Here is a 20,847-nt window from a genome sequence, read left to right as displayed (position 1 = left end):
CATTCTTCTAAAATAGGAAGAATGCTTTTACATTTATACAACCTCTGAACTTCTTTCAATAGTCCACTCAAACGGATCTTCAAGTGTAGACCAATCTGAATTGTATTCAGAGTCTGTAAGTAAGCATTGATCTAGCTCTTTCATTATTTCTTCTTTATCTAATTCTGTGCCAATAAAGACAAGCTTCGTATGGCGGTCTCCGTGTTCAACATCCCATTCATCTAATAACTGTGGATTTTGGCGTAGAACATTTTTACGCTCTATTTCTGGTAAACTACCGACCCAATAAGAGATAGGCTCTAATGATACAGATGGTCCAGCCTGAGACATCATTAATGCTAAGTTATTTCTTGAAGCACACCAGGCAATTCCCTTCGCTCTTACAATATTTGAAGGCATATTATGAATCCAGTTATCAAATCTTACGGAATGAAATGGCTCTCTTCTGGAATACACAAACGAGGAGATACCATATTCTTCTGTTTCCGGTGTGTGATTAGCATGGCCATTCGTTAATTCTTGTAACCAGCCTGCTGAATTACTTGCTACATCAAAATTAAATAATCCAGTGTTTAACACTTCTGATAAATCAACTTCAGAGTTAGTTGTTCTGATTATCTTAGCAGAAGGTTGTAGCGTGCGTAGTACTTTTTCTAGCTTTTCCAGATTTTCTTCATCAACTAAATCGCATTTATTTAATAATAAAACATCACAAAACTCAATTTGATCGATGAGTAAATCTGCTATCTCTCTCGTATCTTCATCACCTAGTGCTTCTTTACGGTCTAGTAAACTATCTCCTGACTCAAAATCATGCCAAAAACGGTTTGCATCGACAACTGTAACCATTGTATCTAGTTTGCAAAATTTAGTTAGGTCAATATTTAGTTCTTCGTCTATGTATGAAAAAGTTTGAGCAACAGGTACTGGTTCGCTAATTCCTGTAGATTCAATGACGATGTAATCAATGTTTCCCGAAAGAGCTAATTTTTCTACTTCAATCAGTAAATCTTCTCTTAAAGTACAGCAAATACAACCATTGCTTAATTCCACTAATTTTTCTTCTGTTCTCGTTAACTCACCTGTCTGTTTCACAAGTTCTGCGTCTATATTAACTTCACTCATGTCGTTCACAATAACTGCAACCTTTAATCCATCTCTATTTTTCAGAATATGGTTTAACAAAGTTGTTTTACCAGAGCCAAGGTATCCACTTAAAACCGTAACAGGAATAATGTTATTCATAATTTGTCTCCTTTTTATAAATCGTAATGATTACTATTTAGGATTATACGGACTCTATTCCATTTTGTCAAAACAAATCTATATGTAGAACAATAGTTCATATGGTAAAATGCAGGAAAAGTATGAAAGGTTGGTTGTATGCTTAAGAAATTCTCACTTCAAACGAAAAGTCGAGACGTGATGTTGGATATAACTCATAATGTAGAACAATTTATAAGGGAGCAGAATGTTTCTGAAGGAACAGTTATCGTCTATTGTCCACACACTACTGCCGGTATTACAATAAATGAAAATGCTGATCCGGATGTGAAAATGGATATGATTCGTCGGTTTGATGAAGTCTATCCATGGCACCATGAACAAGATTTACATATGGAAGGCAACACTGCAGCACATATGAAAGCAAGTACGGTTGGTGCTTCTCAGCATATCATTGTTACAAACGGCAAACTCCTACTTGGTACATGGCAAGGGATTTACTTTTGTGAGTTTGATGGACCAAGAACAAGAAACTTTTATGTGAAAATAGTATAAAAAAACAGCTTCTCAAATATGTGAGAAGCTGTTTACACTAACTAATTTTTCCCGTTGACGCAAATATTTTGCAAAGAAGATACCAATTATACCAAAGATTATACTTATTATTACTGTAAAACTAGTAGGGTACTTTGTTGCGATAACCCATAATGGTTGTTGGTCCCATCCTTTTATTGGATCTGCCATTAGTTGTATTCCGGTTGTTAAAAAAGCAATAGCCCATGTTTGATACACCTTTGCAACTAAATAACCAACAAGTAATCCGGAAAATCCACCCCATACATAATCGAATGTATTATCTTGCATTCTCCACCAACTCCCCTTTTCCCCTGTTATAATAGATTGCTATTTTCCAATTGAGAAACCTTCAAAGAGCCTACCACCAAATGGCTTTAAAACATCATCAACCAAATGCATAATCTTTTCTTTTTCTCCAGTCTTATAAAATACATCAAATGCTTGAACAAATTGTTCAGTAAATGATTCATCGTATTTTCTCAATGCTCTTACAACCCATTTAGAGTTACCAATCCATTGACCGTTTGTTCTTAGGTAAAACTCATTCACAAGTTCCGCAAGGTTATTCGCGATAAAGATCTCTTCTTCTCGAAGCTGTGTACCTTCAAAATCGTCCAATGCATCTGTTATAAAATAACGTTTAATATTAATAGTTTTCTCTGACCACTTTTCTGGACCTGCGTTCAACAGTTGTTGTGCCTCTGTTTTCACTAGTTTAATAAATTCGTCACCTTTTAACACAATTCCTTCTGTTACCATGTTCGGTAAAGAAGGTCTTCCCCTTTTACAATCATCTTGAAAAAATGGTTTGTAGGAAGTTAGGTTATGAACGAATAGTTCTACTGGCCAACCATTTGCAAAAAAGGACTCTCGATATGAATTTTCAATGGCCACATCAAAAACGATTATGTCTAAATCGGATTTGTGCGTCGCATCCCCCCTTACGATACTTCCTGCTAACAGTGCTCCTTGGCACGTTGGAAAAAGCTTCTGAACTATTTCTATTGCGGCTTCCACTGGCTCCATTTTTAATTTATTCATTTCAATAATCTCCTTGCACTAATCTATTGTAAAGATAATAAATCTTTCCCGAATGTCTTTTTTATATCTTGGTAGTTCGATTTCTTTTACAAATTTAAGCGGAGTACTAGTTTGTAAAAAATACACATACTCATCATCTGGATAATACAGTATGACATCTATTTTCCTTGAATTCATCTCCCAAGAAAGTAGAATCTTTTGTACAAATGAACGGAATATTTGAACAGAAAATGGATTAAAAAAGTAAAAGCAGTTGTCATCGCTTTGAATTGGATACGCTTCTGCTAAACCATGAAAAAATTGTATTTTCTCTGACGAAGAGTTTGTATGCTTCTTCATATAACTTTGCGAATTTTCTTCTGCTTTACGAATAAACCCTTCATTCTGTTCAATTCCAGTGACAGGGATTTGATAGTGATGGTGTAAATAAAGATTCAACCTACCTTTACCACATCCAACATCAATCACTTTATGACTACTTGTAATTTCATAATTGCACGTTAATATAGCAAGATGATTATAAGGTGTCGCTTCATAACGATGATAATGAACACTATCGTTGAACCCTTTTTGTTCCTCTATTGTTTGGATATTTAATAACTTATCATATTCAACCTCGTTCAATAGCCTGTACTCCTTACCTTCAGCATATGAATAATTCTAATGCAAGTATACTTACAAAATCTACTAATATCTATTTATTTCAAGAAAATTACAGGTGCCTGGCACCTGTAATTTTCTTGAAATAAAAAACCTTCCTGTAGGATGGAAGGTTTTGATTTTTAGATCTAATGTAAATATTGCTGCTTATAAATTAGTTGTGAATAGTACTGTTTGTATTTACATCAATGGCATTTGCTGCTACTTTTTTACTTCCAGCTCTTAAGAAGAAGTACGCAATGAAGAAACTAGCTGATGCTCCGTAAAAAAGGGCTGGATGTGTAAATAGATCCATAAGTAAGCCTAACATTGCAGGTGCCACAATTGCAGATGACATAGAAAACAAATAATATAAACCTGTGAAAAATCCGATTTTATTTTTCCCACCTAAGTCCGCAACTAATGGATATGCTTGCACGTTAATTAATGCCCAAGCAATTCCTCCTATAAACAACACAAGCTGTAATGTAAGTACTAGGTTGATAGTTGGAAAAATATTTTCTAAAAGTGGTAAAAATGGTATGGATAAAAAGATAAATGGTATGGTAATTAATCCGAGTAACATCATTGGTGCTTTTCCTAACTTGCTTCCTAACAGCCCTGCTGGAATTGCAAAGATAACAAAAGAAAGGCTAAAAAATCCTAACGTTAAACCAGCGGCACTTTCCTCAAATCCTAAATGCTCCACTGCATATACGGTAAATAAAGCTTCTACACCCGTAAAGCCAATAAAATAAAGGAAGATTGCAATTAAAATTAATAAATGCCCGCGAAATTCAGGTTTTTTCAATACTGCCAACCCTTTGAAGAATGACCTTGATGCATGCACTTCTTCTAACTCATTTTCTACCTTTTCAAAATATGGGGGTTTTCGGTCCACTGTATAGTATAGTAGTAAAAATGCTAGCATTAATAATAATCCTGCCACAATAAACGGATAAGATCTGTCTATTCCATACAACGTTGATAAACCAAACAAGGCCACAATTGCCCCAATACCACCCATAAAGTTTATAATCCCATTCGCCATTGATCTTTTTTCCTTAGGAGTATGGTCTGGCATTAATGCAATAACAGGTGCTCGGTAGATGGTCATTGCAAACAAGAAAATAATATCTACCACTAATAAAACCCAAAGTGCCGTTGCGGCTCCAAATGGAATTAAGATAAAAAGAATAGCTGCTAGTGGCATCCCAATGACGATAAATGGCAAACGATTACCTAGTTTTGTGTCTACTTTATCGGACCATGCTCCGATAATTGGAATCAGTAGTACTGCTAGAAGATTATCTAGACCCATAATAGCTCCTCTTATAGCTCTACTCTCGATGTAATCTCCTAAAATTAACGGCATGTATGCGTTGTAAAAGGTCCAAATTAACGTTAATGCAAAAAATCCACTTCCAATGACAAAAATCTTACTATACGAAAAAGGATTACTACTCTTCATCTGTACCAGCTCCCTAACAGATACTTTTTTTGGCTGTGGATCTTTGTGTATTTCTAAGGAGAAAACAAATTATTACTACTAGCATATTCTCTTTCATGTAGTCGCTTTCCTTTTTCATATAGAATATTTACAAAATCTTAACTGTTAAGAAGTAGCTATTTCCGAGAAATCATTTCCTGGGCAAGCGCAAAATCAGACAATATATTCACTTAAAAACAACGTGTTGCGACAAAAAGTAGCATTCTATTTAAGTTACGTTAACAACAAAAAAAGCCCTAGCATTCATGCTAGAACTAAGAAAACACGCTCCAAATTCGTCAAATTTTGTCGAATAAATCTTTATTTATCGCCAATAATACGAGAAAATGAGGATGAGTAATAGGAATTAGATATATTCTTTTCTTCTTGTTTTTGTAGTAAAAATTATCTCCCGTATCACTTTGATATTTTGTAAAAATAAATATAATAAAACTATTTCAAGTTAAAGCTTCTCCTTGATTTTTACCTTTTCAAACATTTTTTCCATTTCAGTAAATAGTTCACTTAGTTGCACAAAACTATGGTATAGAAAAGGTCTATTCATGATAAAGGATAGCCTTTCTGCAATATTAACTGGTTTCCAAGTTAATTCCTCAAGGTCAGATTCAAGGTTAACTAAACTTGTAACCGGCTGTCCGTTGATCCAGAATAATAAATTGATATAAAGTGCAATGGCACTAGGCATTTCTTTCATTATTTTCTCTTTATTTCTTTGTTTATGTAAAATACTGATTTCTTCTCTTTTAACTGTCCACACTAAAATGATTTGCTTTACCGATTCTTTTCTACTTTCCCAAGGTTTTATTTCGAGCGATATTCCATGGCTGTGGACGATATCAAAAAGGAACGGAACGGAGGAAACATCTTCTATAGATAATTCCTCCTTTATTTTTATTACATCACTTTCTTTATAAAATAGGTGGTTGGCGAATGCGGCTGAGACTTGAATGTTTCTCATTTTTTGGACATTCTCACTTTCATTCGCTTTTTCCCTTCCCTACAAATATCAAGCAGTGGACACACTTCACATTGTGGTGACTGTGCTTTGCAATGATATCTCCCGAAAAAGATCATACGGTGGTGCGTGTCTGACCATTCTTCTGCAGGAATTTTTCTCATCAATGTTTTCTCCACTTCTAATACACTATCTTTCCACTTACAGATGCCTAAACGCTTACTAACTCTTTCTACATGTGTATCTACCGCAATGGCTGGTACACCGAACGCTACGGATACTACAACATTCGCTGTTTTCCTACCTACACCAGGTAACTTGACTAACTCTGAATGTTCACGTGGTACTTCGCCATGGTAATGTTCTAGTATCATCTCACATAACTTCTGTATGTTTTTCGCCTTATTTCGATACAGCCCAATCGAGCGAATATCGTTTTGTAATTCTTCTAACGATACGCTTAAGTAATCTTCAGGTGTTTCATATTTTTGAAATAAGTTTTTTGTTACTTTATTTACGAGTACATCTGTACATTGCGCAGATAATGCAACAGCGATCACTAATTCTAAAGGATTTTTATGAACAAGCTCACAATGAGCCTCTGGGAACATTTCAGCAAATGTATCTAAACAACGTCTAATTTCTTTCAGGTTTAACATAAATCATCATCCTTAATAAATATAGCTGAGTTATATACCGCTGATAATTCCCGTGCACGGCAATCAACAGCTAATAAGTAGTTAAATATAAACACTTTGGTAACTTAGTTAAAAATAGGCTGTGTTAAAGTTCGTTGTTGATTTGCGTGCAAGGCTTCGCTTTCCGCGGGCGGTAAAAAGGAAGGTTATTTTCACTGTCGTGAAAAAACCTACTCCTCGGCGCATGCGCCTGTGGGGTCTCCCGCTCCCCGCTTCTCCCGCAGGAGTCTCAGCCTTGCACGCAAATCAACAGGTATTAGTACTAAATTATCAACACTAAGCTTTAACACAGATTAAAAATAAAATAAAACTCTGACATTGGCCAGAGTAAATTAACCACATTCTTTATTTTAATCTAACCAGTTATAAAATGGTACTGTATTGCTTGAAGGTTCATTCTTTTGTGGTGTTTGTTGCGCATTTTTAGCTGGGGCTTTACGAAACTTTTTACTATACTCTCGTGCTTGGACGATAGTCTTCACACCGTTTTTCTTCCATTCAAAAAGAATTCGGTCTATATAACGGAAGTTAAGCTTTCCACTTAATACAGCTTCACGTAAGGCAGCTTTTATAATTTCTGCATCATAATGATCTTGATCAATCCAAATCGCTAACGTTTCACACTCTAACGGAGAAAGCGGGCGGCCAAACTCTTTCTCAAATATGTTGTAAAGCGACTTCTCATTAACTTCTAATTCCACTTTTTGTTGTTGATTACTTTCGTTCATCATAAAATAAATCATTTTTTCCCAAAGTGGCCTTAAAGAATAGCACTCATACTTGATTATGTTTTCATCCATCTGGTCTGTAATGGCTAAATAACCTTTTTTCAATAATTGTCGTAAATGCTCCATACATTGAGTTTCGTTAATTGTCATTTTTTCAGCAATTTCTTCAGGTGTAGGGAAAACAACACCCGCTTCAACATATGCATGTACATGAATAATAATCATTAATTCGGTTTCATTCAATCCGAGCTGTACGTAGTTGTTCAATAAATAATTCGGTATAGATAGGTTCCCTTCTTCTAGGAACTCGATAAAATGGTCTTTTTTCATTAACGGATAACACCTCTGAAGTAAGTATAGCAGAAATATGAGAGTGGTTGTAAGGAAAGTTTCTTCTGAAAATTCGCTAGGAAGAGTGGATGGCTGTGATGCAGTACCTTGGCTACGCTTTCTTCTTTTTTTAGAAAAAAACACCAGCCACTCATCCGTTTGTAAGTGGCCGGCAATTTATTAAGGATATAAACGATTTAATAGTCTTGGGAATGGAATAGATTCACGAACGTGTTCAATGCCGCTAATCCAAGCAACCGTACGTTCTAATCCTAATCCGAAACCAGAGTGTGGTACAGAACCATATTTACGAAGCTCTAAGTACCATCCATATGCATCTAGAGATAAACCATGCTTCTCTAAGTTCTCTTCTAATAGTTTATAGTCATGAATCCGCTCAGAACCACCAATAATTTCACCATAACCTTCAGGCGCAATTAAGTCTGCACATAACACAACATCATCACGATCTGGATGTGGCTGCATGTAGAAAGGTTTTAAGTCTTTAGGGTAGTGCGTAATAAATACTGGCTTATCATAGCTTTCCGCTATTGCCGTTTCATGTGGAGCACCGAAGTCGTCTCCCCATTTGATATCATCGTATCCTTTTTCGTTTAAGAACTTAATTGCATCATCGTATGAGATACGAGGGAATGGAGCTTGAATTTTCTCTAATTTAGAAACATCACGTTCTAATATACCTAGTTCTAATTTGCAATTTTTCACTACAGATTGAACGATATAAGAAACGTATTGTTCTTGTACTTCTAAGCTTTCTTCATGCTCATAAAACGCCATCTCTGGTTCAATCATCCAAAACTCAATTAAGTGACGACGAGTTTTCGATTTTTCCGCACGGAATGTTGGACCAAATGAGAATACTTTTCCTAGTGCCATAGCTGCCGCTTCCATGTAAAGCTGACCACTTTGGGATAAATATGCATCTTCATCAAAGTATTTCGTCGCAAATAGTTCCGTTGTTCCTTCAGGAGCACTTCCTGTTAAAATTGGCGGATCTACTTTTGTGAAGCCATTTGTATTGAAGAACTCATATGTAGCACGAATGATTTCGTTACGAATTTTCATTACAGCATGTTGCTTTTTAGAACGTAACCATAAGTGACGGTTGTCCATTAGGAATTCTGTTCCGTGATTTTTCGGTGTGATCGGATAATCAACTGCTTCATGGATTACTTTAACTCCTGTTACACCCATTTCGTATCCGAATGGAGATCTTTCGTCTTCACGGATAACTCCCGTTACGTAAATAGAAGATTCTTGTGTTACGGATTTTGCTGCTTGGAAAACTTCTTCTTCTACTTCTGCTTTTACTACAACCCCTTGGATGAAGCCTGTCCCATCTCGTAGTTGTAAGAAGGCGATTTTGCCGCTTGAACGTTTGTTGGCAATCCAAGCACCGATGGTAACTTCTTCGCCAACATGTTTATGTACTTCTGAAATTGTTGTTTTCACTTTATTGTTCCCTCCAACTATGTAAACATATCCATTATTATACTAGTGTAGTGGGTTGGACGCAATTCTTTTAAAGAAAGTACTTTGTTGTTTAATTAATTTTGCAAGTAAATTTTGCCCGTTTCTTTCCGCTGCAGGCAATTGCTTTCCGCGGGGAGCGCAGGGGAAGGGTTAATTTTCACTATCGTGAAAAAACCTACTCCTCGGCGTCCCGCCTGTGGGGTCTCACGTTTCGCTCTTCTTCCCGCAGGAGTCAATTTCCTTCCGCTCCAATCCACTCTAAATTTCAAATAATTCTAGCAATTACTCTAATAAAATAAACCATTAAAAGATATAAAACCCGCTAAACAGTGTTGGCGGGTTTAGTAAGGAGGTATTATCTTGTTGTCACTTTATTCATGTAAGCAGCAATTCGCTCTACTGCTTTTTCTAGTTGGTCTAATGATGTTGCGTATGAAAGTCTTACGTAGTCAGGAGTTCCGAAGCCTGAACCAGGAATTAAAGCCACTTTTTCTTCTTCTAACAATGCTTTTGCGAAAGTATCGACATCTTCAAAGCCAGCTATCTTTGCCGCTTCTAACGCGTGTGGATAAAGGTAAAATGCACCTTGTGGTTTTAGACAACGGAAGCCTGGAATTTGATTTAACTTTTCAAAAATAATGTTTAAACGTTGCTCAAATGCTTGGCGCATTTCTTCTACTGCATCTTGAGGCCCATCATATGCTGCAATAGTTGCGTATTGTGCAATAGATGTTGGGTTGGATGTACTGTGGCTTGCAAGGTTCGTCATTGCTTTAATAATAGTAGCATTTCCTGCAGCATAACCAATTCTCCATCCTGTCATTGAATGCGATTTTGATACCCCATTAATGATGATTGTTTGTTGACGTAAGTGTTCAGAAATTTGAGCAATCGATACATGTGTATTGCCATCATATAAAAGCTTTTCGTAAATTTCATCTGAAATAATTAAAATGTTATGCTCTAAACAAATTTGACCTAACGCTTCCAGCTCATCCTTCGAGTAAATCATACCAGTAGGATTACTTGGTGAGTTAATAATAACTGCCTTCGTTTTAGAAGTTATTGTCTGCTTTAGTTGTTCTGGTGTAATTTTAAACCCGTTCTCTTCCTTACCTTCTACATATACAGGCACACCTTCTGCTAGTTTCACTTGTTCAGGATAGCTAACCCAGTATGGCGTAGGGATGATTACTTCATCGCCTTCATCTAAAATAACTTGGAACAACGTATATAAAGCATGTTTTGCTCCAGAACATACGATAATTTCTGATGGCTTATACGTGATCCCTTGGTCCGTATTTAATTTTGAAATAATTGATTTCTTTAATGCTGGTAATCCACCTGATGGCGTATATTTTGTTAATCCTTCATCCATTGCTTTTTTGGCAGCATCTAAAATATGTTCTGGCGTATTAAAGTCAGGCTCCCCTGCTCCTAAACCGATTACGTCATGACCAGCATCTTTTAATTCTTTTGCTTTAGCCGTTATTTCTAAAGTTGTTGAAGGTGTTAACGTTGACACTCGCTTTGCTAAATTCATTACTAATCCTCCCTAAAAAGTTCATGAAATTACCGTTAGGTATTAAAAAGAAATCCTTTGGAAAAATTCCCCATCATCAAACTTAATATAATAAAAATGATATCGATCATCGGTATCTGTGAATTTCACTTCCCATAACGGAATGTTTTTTTCCATTGCAAGTGTGATGGATATTATTTTTTTAGGTGTTCGATTTGTATTTAAAAATTGAAGTACTTCTTCTTTTTTAATACCTTCAACGGCCTTTTTCATAAGAACTACTTCGTCTTCTTCGTTAAGCCATGCAATGAGTTGTTCATTGTTAGCGTTCGTCCCACTTACAATGTGGTATACATTCGTTCCATTATATACGTCTACAGCTTGTATTGTTTGGATTTCTGTCTTATTTTTTACAATCTCTCCAGCATATTCTTTTTCACTATTCAAAGGTGAAATGGTGGATTGATAAATAGAAATAACTTGCCATAAAAAAATTATAAGAGCTACTACAAGTATTATGATTATCCATTTTTTCATATTATCACTTCTTATGTACGGTATATTGTAAATACAGCTTTTTCTTTATTTTTTTCGTCTAGAGCGAGTCCAAACATTAAGTCTTGTCTTTTTAATGATTTATTTAATGCGTCCACGATCTTGTATAAGTCTGGAGAGTTTTGTACTGTGACGGTCGAAATAACTTCAATCTTACTTTCCATAATATCCTCCCAGGCATGATGTAATTATTGTAATTCATAAAGTGACATGAATCAGACCACAATATAATTACTGAATGACAAATAGCTTTCCAAAATCATTATACAGCTACTATTCAGTTTCGTACAATGTTCTTTGTAAAAGGTGCTTTTTTAGGCATCTAGAGCTCCTCTGTTTAGAACAACCTTAAATTCTGTAAAATTAATTTCCATAAAGGCATGAAGTTTCCAAAACAAATTTTGTCTCTTATCCCACACCTTTTTTGGCTTGCTACATACGTAGAGCAAGCCCTTTTTTTATTTTATTCTATTAACACCGCTGTTGATTTCCGCGCAAGTCTCCGCTTTTCGCGGGCGGGCCGGGAGCCTCCTCGGCTTCGCCTGTGGGGTCTCTTGCTCCCCGCTACTCCCGCAGGACAAGGAAGGCTTCCAAGCGATGCATCCACGAAGGAAATGCGTATGCATTTTCGAGGAGTCTACGACATGCGCTCCAATCAACAGCTGAATAGAATTCAAAACAAAAAAATATTCTTTTATAAATTGTTATGAACTTGTGTGTAATCTTTTTAGGCTTTCAATGGTAAGAGTGATGACTTGGTAGTCGTGTTCTTTAAGTTTGATGGATATGTTACCGGTTAATTTTGTTTGAATGATTTCAATCCATGTTTCGTGAAGTCTTTCTAATACATCAATCATGGATTCTTTACTTTCTTTTTTAAACAGAATTGCAATTTGTGGGTCTGATTCATTAAGAAAAGGTTGGGTTGTCCCATTTTTATTACCGAAATCCCCGACTTTTAAAATGTCGACCTCTTCTAAATGGTAATCAGCTACAATCTGATCTTCGACTTTTTTGTTCGCAGAAGTCATATAAAGTATAGATGTATCAAAATAAGAAAACAACAAATCCATTCCTTCATCACTTTCTGGCTCTACTTTTTCGTGTAAAACAGTTACCGAAAGACCTTTGGAAATTTCATACGTTTTTCCCGACTCCCACGTTTCAATTGGAGTATTAAGGGTTTTCACTGCGGACTCCATGCTGATTGGAGAGACAATTTTCCCCACTACCACTTCATCCAAAAGAGAAGAGACATTACTAACGTATTCTGGCTCCGTACTCGTCAAAATTAATGTACTAATATTATCGACACCATATAATTCAAGGTAATAATCTAATTCCTCTTTTGCCGCTTCAGAGCCAGTATTTATTAATATCGTTTCACCTTCATATGTTTGAATTAACGTACTTTCACCGTCCACTAAATCCAAAAATGTGAATGCAACTTCGTTTTGTTGTAACTTTAAATCGATTCTATTCACTTCAGCTGGAATTCCTGGGTTTGGAAAAAAACTAAAAGCTAAAAGAACTATGAAGAAAATGTTCATGAAATATCATCCATTCCTATATTGTAAACCGTTAGGATAGCATATCTAATAACGTGAAAAAGTTATTTTTCTCTATTTTTTCTTCGTTCATACATGCTAAAAACTTTTCCCCATATTTTTTCTCGATAATTCTTCTGTCTAAGATTATTAGTTGTTGTTGCTTACCTTCTTGGTAAAACGAATGCAACATCGTTTTAAATCGTAGCACAGCTATTGGCAGTGATACTTCTAAAAATGAGTTTTCGCCTTTTTGTTCTGATTCTTCGATTTTTGTCGCCATTAATGGTTCTTGAATAGCTTTAAAAGGAAGTCTAACAATCACTAATGTGTTCACATTTTCTTCTGAAAGTGTGATTTCTTCTATAAGTTGATTTGTCACGAAAATTATTGCTTTATCAAATCCGCTAGCTGCCTTCAATAATTTGTGTTTGGACCCAGTAAAACTACTTTGGCTTAACATGACGATGTCGTCCATTTGAAAGGAGGTTTTCATGTACTCATAAACCGCTTGTAGCATTTCTAAAGACGAAAACGACACGATCATTTTTCCGCTTGTCACCCAGGCAATTTCTCTTAAGTAAATCGCAACTGTTTCTTGAAATTCCTCTAACGTAACTTCCTGAATTAGTGGCATATCATCTGGAATAAACACTTCTAATTTTTTTGCTCCATCATTTACAGATAAGGTCGTTGGGAAAAAATCAGATAAACCTAGTTCTTCCATCACCATATTATAGTTTCCGTCCATGTGAAAGGCCGGCGATAACAGTACAACAGAGCTTTTTTGTTGGAAAAAGTTCGTTGCCAAAGTTTCAGAAATGGAAACTGGCATACGAATGAGTGCCGATGCATTTTTTGCCCCTTTTACTTCTACTTCCATCCAAGTTTGTTCACCCTGTTGTTCGCTAAATAATAAAGATTCCAAATCATCTTTACAATTCTTTAGCTGTAGAGCTAATAAATGCGCATTCTTGTCTTTTTCCACTTGAACATAGTGAATAACATCCAACAATCTCATTAGCAGTCTTTTCGCAGCTTCTAAAATAGAGTCCCATTCTTTCACAGGTTCGTTTTCGTATTGCAACTTGTAAATTAGCTTACTAGAATTCGATGTTTTCGTCGTTGTTCTTTTAAGCGCATAGTTTCTTAACATCGTAAATAGTTCATCTAGTTCTAATTTTGCTTCTTCTGTTACTTTAGAGCCTACCACTTTAGAAAGAAGATAACTTATTTGTACATAAGTTATCTGAATTCCTTTCATTTTTCTCAAGACATTCACAAATAAGTGTGATTCATCAATAATGTAATAATCGCTTGTTGCATTCATTGAATCTAGATGTATTTGTTTTGCCAATGATTCATGGTTTGTTATGATCATCAAAGAGTCTTCTTGTCGCTTTTGTGCCCGAACATAGAAAGACTCTTCGACTGTTTTATCTTTTTTGGTTTCATACTCACAGTTAATACTACCCCACAATAGTCTGCCACCTGAAGTAAGCGTTAATTCTTCCACATCTCCTGTCTCTGTTTCCGTTAACCAGACGAGCAGTTGAGCTTTTGTCAGGAGTGTATCGTAGTTACTGTCTCTTTCATGTAACAGCTTTGCAAATCTGCTTATATGTAAATAGTAACTCGGTTCTTTTTTAGAGCAGTAAGGTACATATGGTATATCATTCATTAATTTGGATAATCGTTTTTCTTTATCATAGGAAGATACACTTATGGTTACTTGTTTTTGGTTTTCTAACGCAAAACGTAACCCACTATGAACGTAGTCTTCCATACTTTTAAGTTTACTTGGCATTTCTATTAATGCGTGTTCTCGGTTAGAGAATAACGTGTCTATTGGTATATTTTTTTGCTCTTTTTCAATAAAAGTATAATCTGATCGAATGGATTGGATTGGCGAAAGTTTCTTTGTCGGTATATTATGTATTTCAATCCAGTCTCCAAATTGTATTCCCCTTTGTTCATGATCGAAAACAGCATACACATCACTTTTTAATTTTTTCGTTAATTTTCTAAGTTTTTGAATGGTCTTCTTTGGTAAATCATCTATTTTATCTAGTAATTTTAATAATATATGAGCTGTTACTTCCGCATCGCTATCAGCTCGGTGTGGATTTTCGTGCTGGACGTTAAATAACTCAGCTAAATCATTTAGTTTATAGCTAGGAGAAGTTGGTAGCAATATTCTCGCTAACTCAACAGTGTCAATAGCTTTCCCTTCAAATGGAGCTATGCCATTCTCTTCAAATTCATGTTGTAAAAAAGACAAGTCAAACGGAACATTGTGCGCAACAAAGGTAGCCCCTTCTAACATTTCGTTTACCATTGGAGCAATTTGGCTAAATGTTGGGGCATTGCTTACTATTTCATTGGATATGCCTGTTAATTGTTCAATAAAAGGTGGGATGGAACAGTTTGGGTTAACAAAGCTTGCGAACCGTTCTGTTATTTCACCATTTTCTATTAAAACAGCGCCAATTTGTATTATTTTATCATTTCTTTTTGGTGCGTTTCCTGTCGTTTCTAGATCGACGACTAAGTATCGCTGTTTCATTCAAACACCTCATAACTACCGCGCTAAACTATCTATATAGGATTACAGCTGTTGATGTTCGCTACAGGTACTCGCTTTCCGCGGGCCTGTCTAGGTCTTACGGCTAGCTCCTCGAGTCATAAGCCATGGTCTCGGGAGCCTCCTCGGCGCACGGCGCCTGCGGGGTCTCCCTTGTCACACTTCTCCCACGGGAGTCTCGTACCTGTAGCGAACATCAACATTAGTTCAAATACTAATCAAATAGTGTATATGTATTTAAAGACAATCTACACTGGCTCTATTACATTTATTATCAAAAAGCATTTATTTAAAAGTATCATACACACCGTGAGATTAAAAGCAGAATGAATAATTCGTCCTCTTCTTTAGGACTTTGTGAACTGATTCTATTCTATGCATATAGTATAGGTATTTCTTTTTGTATGCATACAAAAGCCCCCTTAGTATAGGGGGCGATTTTTGTTATGGGGTCATGACTGTTGCTCTTGGTTCTGTACCAATCATTTCGAGGATTTCGTTATACTCATTCATAACGGCTACTTTTGGCTCATGTGTTAGTACTTTTTCTTCCGCCATCATTGCATAAGAGATAACAATAATAACGTCGCCTTTTTGTACTAGTCTTGCTGCTGCACCGTTTACACAAAACTCGCCGCTTCCACGAACACCAGGGATGATGTACGTTTCAAAGCGTTGACCATTGTTGTTGTTTACAATTTGGACTTTCTCGTTTGGAACCATTCCAACCGCATCTAGGATGTCCGAATCTATTGTAATACTTCCTACGTAATCTAAATTGGATTCCGTCACTCTTGCTCTATGAATTTTTGCATTCATCATTGTACGAAACATATAGATACCTCCTCTTATGTTGAAAAAACGATATTATCTATTAAACGAGCATTTGAAAACTTTACGGCAATTGCCATTATCGCTGTTGAGTTGTTGTTTACATCTTGTAATTCTGGATAAGATAAAACCTCTATATATTCTAATGCACCTGACGTTTCTTTTTCAATCTTTTCTTTTATAAATTGTTTCACATTTTGGGTACTGTTACCATTTAGTACTAACTCTTTACCTTCTTGTAGCGTTTTATAGATAATTGGTGCTTCCAATCTTTCTTTTTCCGATAGGTATACATTTCGAGAACTTTTAGCAAGACCATCCTCTTCTCTTACCGTTGTCACCCTAACTATTTCAACAGGTACATTAAAATCTTCCACAAGTCCTTCGATTACAGCGACTTGTTGTGCATCTTTCATTCCAAAATAAGCCCTGTCTGCCATTACGATGTTAAATAGTTTTAACACTACTGTTACAACACCGTCGAAATGACCCGGTCTGTATTTTCCACAAAGTACGTCTGTTCTCTTTTCTACTAGGAGCTTTGTTGTACGTTCTTTCGGATACATTTCTTCTTTGGTAGGATAAAATAAATAGTCCACATGTTGTTCTTTGGCTAAGTTTTCATCTCTCTCCATGTCACGTGGATAAGCATCAAAGTCTTCATTAGGTCCAAATTGCAATGGATTTACAAAAATACTTAAGATGACAATATCATTTTCTTTTCTTGCTTGTTGTAACAGCTGAAGATGCCCTTCATGTAAAAATCCCATTGTAGGAACAAATCCAATTGTTTTTCCTTCTTTTTTAAAGTTTTGGCATTGCTCTTGTAACTCTTTGATATGATTAATGATCTTCATTAGTTCCTCCACCATATAAAGCTTTTACTGTTTCTTCTCTCATTGTAAAAGAGTGTTCTACCTGTGGGAAGTTTTCTTCTTTTACTTCTTTTACGTATTGAGTAAGGCCTTCTAATGCAGGATTTTGGATATTAGAAAACTGTTTTACAAATTTCGGAACACGATCAACACCATATGTTACTAAGTCATGAAACACTAGTACTTGACCATCTGTATTTGGTCCAGCTCCAATTCCTATAGTAGGTATCTTTAATTCTTTAGAAATTTGCTCTGCAAGTTGCATTGGAATGCATTCTAACACTACAGCAAGTGCACCTGCTTCTTCTACTTTTTTCGCATCAAGCATAATTTGCTTCGCACTTTCCATATCTTTTCCTTGTACTTTATATCCTCCAAGCACACCAACTGCTTGTGGTAATAAACCTAAGTGAGCGACAACCGGAACGCCAGCTTTTGTTAGCGCTTTAATATGAGGGATGACTTCGTCGCCACCTTCTAATTTAACGGCATTTGCTCCGCTTTCTTGGATAATTCTTTTTGCGTTGCGTAATGTATCTTCTATCGATAGGTGGTATGTCATGAATGGCATGTCTGTTACGACAAATGTAGATGTTGCGCCTCTTTTGACTGCTTTTGTATGGTGTATCATGTCTTCTATTGTTACGGGTACGGTTGATTCATAGCCTAAAACGACCATTCCTAAGGAGTCACCGACTAGGATAATGTCGACTTCTGCTTGTTGTGAAAGTTTTGCAGATGGGTAGTCGTATGCCGTTACCATGGCTATTTTTTCGTTGCTTTGTTTCATTTTGATTAGTTGTGTTGAGGTTTTCATTTGGTTTTCCTCCCCTTTGAGCCAACCACCGATTAGTTGAGAACGACTTTTTTATAAAGGTGTTTCGCGAATAATTTAGATTGGTTTTTCAATCCGTTGACTTCCGCTCCAGGCACTCGCTTTCCGCGGGGAGGGATGCGAGCCTCCTCGGCTTCGCCTGTGGGGTCTCGCACTTCCCTCTACTTCACGCAGGAGTCGAGTGCCTTACGCTTCAGTCAACTAAGATTGTATAAAACTACATCCTCTACAATCATCCATCGTTCAAAAACACCTAATCCTAAATATAAAAACCCTTCTTTCTGCCAATGGAGAAAGAAGGGTGTTAGTTAACGATAAGAATGAAAGTGGTGCGTATTCATTTCTTACTGTCCCCGTCGCCATCGGATCAAGGCAGAACTCTTTAGTTTTTTTGTTTCTAGTGTTCGTGGTGCAGTTCAGAATGATACCGCCCATTTACCATCATTATAAGAAATATTCGAAAAAGAATCCATTCTTTTTTTCTTTTACTTTTTAAACTCCGCTGTTGATTTTCGCGCAAGTCTTCGCTTTCCGCGGGCGGTAAAAAGGAAGGTTATTTTCCACTGTCGTGAAAAAACCTACTCCTCGGCTTCGCCTGTGGGGTCTCCAGTCCCCTGATTCTCCCGCAGGAGTCTCCGGCTTGCGCGAAAATCAACTGCTAGAATGGATACAAAATCTAGAATATCCTTAACATTTCTTTTATTAGAAATAAAATTTAAATTTACTTACTCAATTCAATATCAGCAGAATGGATGTATGTTATGTTTCCATCTTCTTGTTCTAGTATTAGCACGCCGTCGTCGGTTATTCCTTGTGCAGTTCCTTCTAATGTTCCAGTAATCGTTCGTGCAATTATCTTTTTTCCGATACTTACTGCATAGGATTCCCATAATAGTTTGATTGGTAAGAAACCATGTTTTAAGTAGTTAAGGTATAGTTGTTCCATTTTCGTTAAAAATACTTGTATTAGTTCTGCTCGGTTAACGTCTTCTCCGCTTTCCATTTTTAGCGATGTAGCAATAGACTGTAATTCTTCAGGATAGTGTTCTTTTTCTTGATTCACATTTATCCCTATACCGATAATAACAGAATTAATTTTATCTGTTTCTGCTTGCATTTCCGTTAAAATTCCTACAAGCTTTTTGCCGTTAACTAATATATCGTTTGGCCACTTGATAGAAGGCTGAACAGTTGTTACCTCTTCGATTGCTTGAACAATCGCTACAGCCGTTAATAAAGTTAGTTGAGGTGCTCTTGGTGGTGGTAAATTCGGACGTAAAATTAAACTCATCCATACCCCAGTATATTTAGGAGAATGCCAGCCACGATTTAGCCTTCCTCGTCCTTCTGTTTGTTCTTCTGCGACAACTAACGTTCCTTCTTCCGCTCCATTATATGCAAGTTGATGCGCAATTTTTTGTGTGCTTGTCACAGATTCTTCAAAATGTATGGTAGATCCTAGCGTTGTTGTTTTTAAACCTAGTTGTATTTCATTGCTACTAATTTTATTTGGGATTTTCATGATGCGATATCCTTTTCTTCTAACAGCTTCTAGTTCGTAACCTTCGTGACGCAAATCTTCTACATGCTTCCACACCGCGGTTCTTGAACAACCTAATTCTTCACTAATTTTTTGACCTGAAACAAATTCTCCATCAGCATCCGTAAACATCATAAGTAATTTTTTTCTTATATCTGTTTGCAATTTTCTACCCACTCCTTGAGTGTTTCAGAACGATTCTCTAATTCACCTATAATAATTTTTCTTTCTAATTCCTCTAAAACTTCTTTCACCCAACTCCCACGTTTTTTATGAACGATTTGAAGTATATCATTACCATTTAGAGCTAAGTCGTGCTTACTCTTTATCGGTAGTAGGCTGTACATTTCTAATAGGTCCTTAGAAAGACTTGATTGATTACGCATGATGGAATATATTCTCTCGCTTTCTAGTGCCGTATCGATCCCTGCTTTATATAATAAAAGGTTTGTCCAATTACTTTTTTCAAGCTCATTCAAACAGTTCGTATTATTAACTACTTGTTGAATAATTTTACTAGGCAGCTTCCATGACGATAAAAATGCTTTCACATCTTGTACCTTTAATGAAACTACCACCGCTGTCCAGATTACAGAATCAGACGTTAGTTCATGTAAAGGTAACCTAGACATCTCTAAAATTTCCTTATCTACTTTCTCCAAATGAGGTAAAAACAAATAAAGTTTTGTCTCTATCATATATTGAAGAGCCTTTTCGGAATTTTTTCCTCTTAGTAATTTAAGAAATTCGATTGTTTTTCTCTCCACCGAAACGGAGGCCAATCTTTCGGCATACTCCTTCATTGCCTGTAATGTAGCAGGAGCAATGTCAAACCCGAGCTGACTCGAGAACCGGACTGCCCTCATCATTCTAAGTGCATCTTCATTAAATCGTTCTTTCGCCTCACCGACAGTTCTTATCAGCTTGTTTTCTATATCCACTTGGCCACCGAAAGGATCAACAATTTCACCATCTATAGACATCGCCATTGCGTTTATCGTAAAATCACGTCTCCGCAAGTCTTCTTCTAATGAGGTTACAAATACTACTTCATCCGGTCTACGATTATCCGAATACGTTCCCTCTGTACGATAAGTAGTGATTTCGTACATTTCAGCCCCATTTGTTACAACGATAATCGTACCATGTTGTGCACCAACATCTACTGTTTTTGGAAAAATAGAGATAATCTCGTCAGGTGTAGCCGATGTGGCAATGTCAATATCATGGATATGTCTATTCATTACGGTGTCTCGTACAGATCCACCAACAAAATAAGCTTCAAACCCATGATTATGTAATTGTTTCATAATTGGCGTTGCTTTAAAAAACAATGGATCCATCGTATTCACCTCTAACATGA

20 protein-coding genes are annotated in these 20,847 nt (G+C 36.3%); 1 reads left to right on the top strand and 19 read right to left on the bottom strand.

The window, feature by feature from the left end:
- Positions 1-33 precede the first annotated feature (33 nt).
- Entirely contained in the window at positions 34-1,245 is a 1,212-nt protein-coding gene (locus tag CDZ89_RS08525; protein ID WP_096153845.1) for a GTP-binding protein, read from the bottom strand.
- A gap of 138 nt (positions 1,246-1,383) precedes the next feature.
- Here CDZ89_RS08525 and CDZ89_RS08520 point away from each other — a divergent pair, with 138 nt between their 5' ends.
- Positions 1,384-1,779, top strand: coding sequence for a secondary thiamine-phosphate synthase enzyme YjbQ (locus CDZ89_RS08520; protein WP_096153843.1), 396 nt, complete (start codon positions 1,384-1,386; stop codon positions 1,777-1,779).
- A 12-nt stretch (positions 1,780-1,791) separates the two neighbouring features.
- On the opposite strand, the gene CDZ89_RS08515 is transcribed toward CDZ89_RS08520, so the two are convergent.
- The 18 genes from CDZ89_RS08515 to CDZ89_RS08430 all read right to left on the bottom strand — a co-directional run bounded on the left by CDZ89_RS08515 (position 1,792) and on the right by CDZ89_RS08430 (position 20,827).
- Positions 1,792-2,088: a hypothetical protein gene (locus tag CDZ89_RS08515; protein ID WP_096153842.1), complete on the bottom strand. Its 297-nt coding sequence runs from the start codon at positions 2,086-2,088 to the stop codon at positions 1,792-1,794.
- A 39-nt stretch (positions 2,089-2,127) separates the two neighbouring features.
- Positions 2,128-2,826, bottom strand: coding sequence for a nucleotidyltransferase domain-containing protein (locus CDZ89_RS08510; protein WP_096156907.1), 699 nt, complete (start codon positions 2,824-2,826; stop codon positions 2,128-2,130).
- Positions 2,827-2,859: 33 nt separating this feature from the next.
- Positions 2,860-3,465, bottom strand: coding sequence for a class I SAM-dependent methyltransferase (locus CDZ89_RS08505; protein ID WP_100333515.1), 606 nt, complete (start codon positions 3,463-3,465; stop codon positions 2,860-2,862).
- Positions 3,466-3,655: 190 nt separating this feature from the next.
- Entirely contained in the window at positions 3,656-4,951 is a 1,296-nt protein-coding gene (locus CDZ89_RS08500) for an MFS transporter (RefSeq protein WP_100333514.1), read from the bottom strand.
- A gap of 481 nt (positions 4,952-5,432) precedes the next feature.
- Positions 5,433-5,948 (bottom strand): YpoC family protein, encoded by a 516-nt coding sequence (locus CDZ89_RS08495; protein WP_100333513.1) that lies wholly within the window; start codon positions 5,946-5,948, stop codon positions 5,433-5,435.
- Positions 5,945-6,604 carry an endonuclease III gene (gene nth, locus CDZ89_RS08490; protein ID WP_100333512.1) on the bottom strand — a complete coding sequence of 220 codons (660 nt, stop codon included), beginning with the start codon at positions 6,602-6,604 and terminating at the stop codon, positions 5,945-5,947. The genes CDZ89_RS08495 and nth overlap by 4 nt, the downstream gene beginning before the upstream one ends.
- A 389-nt stretch (positions 6,605-6,993) precedes the next feature.
- Positions 6,994-7,701: a DnaD domain-containing protein gene (locus CDZ89_RS08485; protein WP_096153833.1), complete on the bottom strand. Its 708-nt coding sequence runs from the start codon at positions 7,699-7,701 to the stop codon at positions 6,994-6,996.
- 180 nt (positions 7,702-7,881) lie between these two features.
- Positions 7,882-9,174: an asparagine--tRNA ligase gene (asnS, locus tag CDZ89_RS08480; RefSeq protein WP_100333511.1), complete on the bottom strand. Its 1,293-nt coding sequence runs from the start codon at positions 9,172-9,174 to the stop codon at positions 7,882-7,884.
- Positions 9,175-9,550: 376 nt separating this feature from the next.
- The gene (locus tag CDZ89_RS08475; RefSeq protein ID WP_100333510.1) at positions 9,551-10,738 is read right to left on the bottom strand and encodes a pyridoxal phosphate-dependent aminotransferase; all 1,188 of its coding nucleotides are present in this window, start codon (positions 10,736-10,738) and stop codon (positions 9,551-9,553) included.
- A 42-nt stretch (positions 10,739-10,780) separates the two neighbouring features.
- A complete protein-coding gene (locus CDZ89_RS08470; RefSeq protein WP_100333509.1) occupies positions 10,781-11,254 on the bottom strand; it encodes a cell wall elongation regulator TseB-like domain-containing protein in 474 nt (157 codons plus the stop codon).
- A gap of 11 nt (positions 11,255-11,265) precedes the next feature.
- Positions 11,266-11,436: a YpmA family protein gene (locus CDZ89_RS08465; protein WP_096153825.1), complete on the bottom strand. Its 171-nt coding sequence runs from the start codon at positions 11,434-11,436 to the stop codon at positions 11,266-11,268.
- Positions 11,437-11,976: 540 nt separating this feature from the next.
- Entirely contained in the window at positions 11,977-12,822 is an 846-nt protein-coding gene (locus tag CDZ89_RS08460) for a ComEC/Rec2 family competence protein (protein ID WP_096153823.1), read from the bottom strand.
- Between the two features lie 31 nt (positions 12,823-12,853).
- Positions 12,854-15,385, bottom strand: a complete 2,532-nt coding sequence (locus CDZ89_RS08455; RefSeq protein ID WP_100333508.1) for an exonuclease domain-containing protein — start codon at positions 15,383-15,385, stop codon at positions 12,854-12,856.
- A 462-nt stretch (positions 15,386-15,847) separates the two neighbouring features.
- A complete protein-coding gene (gene panD / locus CDZ89_RS08450; RefSeq protein ID WP_100333507.1) occupies positions 15,848-16,237 on the bottom strand; it encodes an aspartate 1-decarboxylase in 390 nt (129 codons plus the stop codon).
- 14 nt (positions 16,238-16,251) lie between these two features.
- A complete protein-coding gene (gene panC, locus CDZ89_RS08445) occupies positions 16,252-17,091 on the bottom strand; it encodes a pantoate--beta-alanine ligase (RefSeq protein WP_100333506.1) in 840 nt (279 codons plus the stop codon).
- The gene (panB, locus tag CDZ89_RS08440; protein WP_096153816.1) at positions 17,078-17,926 is read right to left on the bottom strand and encodes a 3-methyl-2-oxobutanoate hydroxymethyltransferase; all 849 of its coding nucleotides are present in this window, start codon (positions 17,924-17,926) and stop codon (positions 17,078-17,080) included. The genes panC and panB overlap by 14 nt, the downstream gene beginning before the upstream one ends.
- Before the next feature lie 739 nt (positions 17,927-18,665).
- Positions 18,666-19,649, bottom strand: coding sequence for a biotin--[acetyl-CoA-carboxylase] ligase (locus tag CDZ89_RS08435; RefSeq protein WP_227521468.1), 984 nt, complete (start codon positions 19,647-19,649; stop codon positions 18,666-18,668).
- Positions 19,634-20,827: a CCA tRNA nucleotidyltransferase gene (locus tag CDZ89_RS08430; RefSeq protein ID WP_157842701.1), complete on the bottom strand. Its 1,194-nt coding sequence runs from the start codon at positions 20,825-20,827 to the stop codon at positions 19,634-19,636. The genes CDZ89_RS08435 and CDZ89_RS08430 overlap by 16 nt, the downstream gene beginning before the upstream one ends.
- Between the last annotated feature and the right edge of the window lie 20 nt (positions 20,828-20,847).

The sequence above is a fragment of the Bacillus alkalisoli genome (assembly GCF_002797415.1).
Lineage (GTDB): Bacteria > Bacillota > Bacilli > Bacillales > Bacillaceae_I > Bacillus_CD > Bacillus_CD alkalisoli.
Note: the sequence above shows the minus strand (reverse complement) of the source record. Positions and strands in the feature narration are given on the sequence as shown.

Excerpts from the sequence above, each read along its gene's own strand:
- panD (WP_100333507.1), bottom strand. The coding sequence starts at position 16,237 with ATGTTTCGTACAATGATGAATGCAAAAATTCATAGAGCAAGAGTGACG.
- CDZ89_RS08510 (WP_096156907.1), bottom strand. The coding sequence starts at position 2,826 with ATGGAGCCAGTGGAAGCCGCAATAGAAATAGTTCAGAAGCTTTTTCCA.
- CDZ89_RS08455 (WP_100333508.1), bottom strand. The coding sequence starts at position 15,385 with ATGAAACAGCGATACTTAGTCGTCGATCTAGAAACGACAGGAAACGCA.
- CDZ89_RS08515 (WP_096153842.1), bottom strand. The coding sequence starts at position 2,088 with ATGCAAGATAATACATTCGATTATGTATGGGGTGGATTTTCCGGATTA.
- CDZ89_RS08460 (WP_096153823.1), bottom strand. The coding sequence starts at position 12,822 with ATGAACATTTTCTTCATAGTTCTTTTAGCTTTTAGTTTTTTTCCAAAC.
- panB (WP_096153816.1), bottom strand. The coding sequence starts at position 17,926 with ATGAAAACCTCAACACAACTAATCAAAATGAAACAAAGCAACGAAAAA.
- CDZ89_RS08495 (WP_100333513.1), bottom strand. The coding sequence starts at position 5,948 with ATGAGAAACATTCAAGTCTCAGCCGCATTCGCCAACCACCTATTTTAT.
- CDZ89_RS08525 (WP_096153845.1), bottom strand. The coding sequence starts at position 1,245 with ATGAATAACATTATTCCTGTTACGGTTTTAAGTGGATACCTTGGCTCT.
- CDZ89_RS08465 (WP_096153825.1), bottom strand. The coding sequence starts at position 11,436 with ATGGAAAGTAAGATTGAAGTTATTTCGACCGTCACAGTACAAAACTCT.
- CDZ89_RS08430 (WP_157842701.1), bottom strand. The coding sequence starts at position 20,827 with ATGGATCCATTGTTTTTTAAAGCAACGCCAATTATGAAACAATTACAT.
- CDZ89_RS08475 (WP_100333510.1), bottom strand. The coding sequence starts at position 10,738 with ATGAATTTAGCAAAGCGAGTGTCAACGTTAACACCTTCAACAACTTTA.
- panC (WP_100333506.1), bottom strand. The coding sequence starts at position 17,091 with ATGAAGATCATTAATCATATCAAAGAGTTACAAGAGCAATGCCAAAAC.
- CDZ89_RS08520 (WP_096153843.1), top strand. The coding sequence starts at position 1,384 with ATGCTTAAGAAATTCTCACTTCAAACGAAAAGTCGAGACGTGATGTTG.
- CDZ89_RS08470 (WP_100333509.1), bottom strand. The coding sequence starts at position 11,254 with ATGAAAAAATGGATAATCATAATACTTGTAGTAGCTCTTATAATTTTT.
- CDZ89_RS08485 (WP_096153833.1), bottom strand. The coding sequence starts at position 7,701 with ATGAAAAAAGACCATTTTATCGAGTTCCTAGAAGAAGGGAACCTATCT.
- CDZ89_RS08500 (WP_100333514.1), bottom strand. The coding sequence starts at position 4,951 with ATGAAGAGTAGTAATCCTTTTTCGTATAGTAAGATTTTTGTCATTGGA.
- nth (WP_100333512.1), bottom strand. The coding sequence starts at position 6,604 with ATGTTAAACCTGAAAGAAATTAGACGTTGTTTAGATACATTTGCTGAA.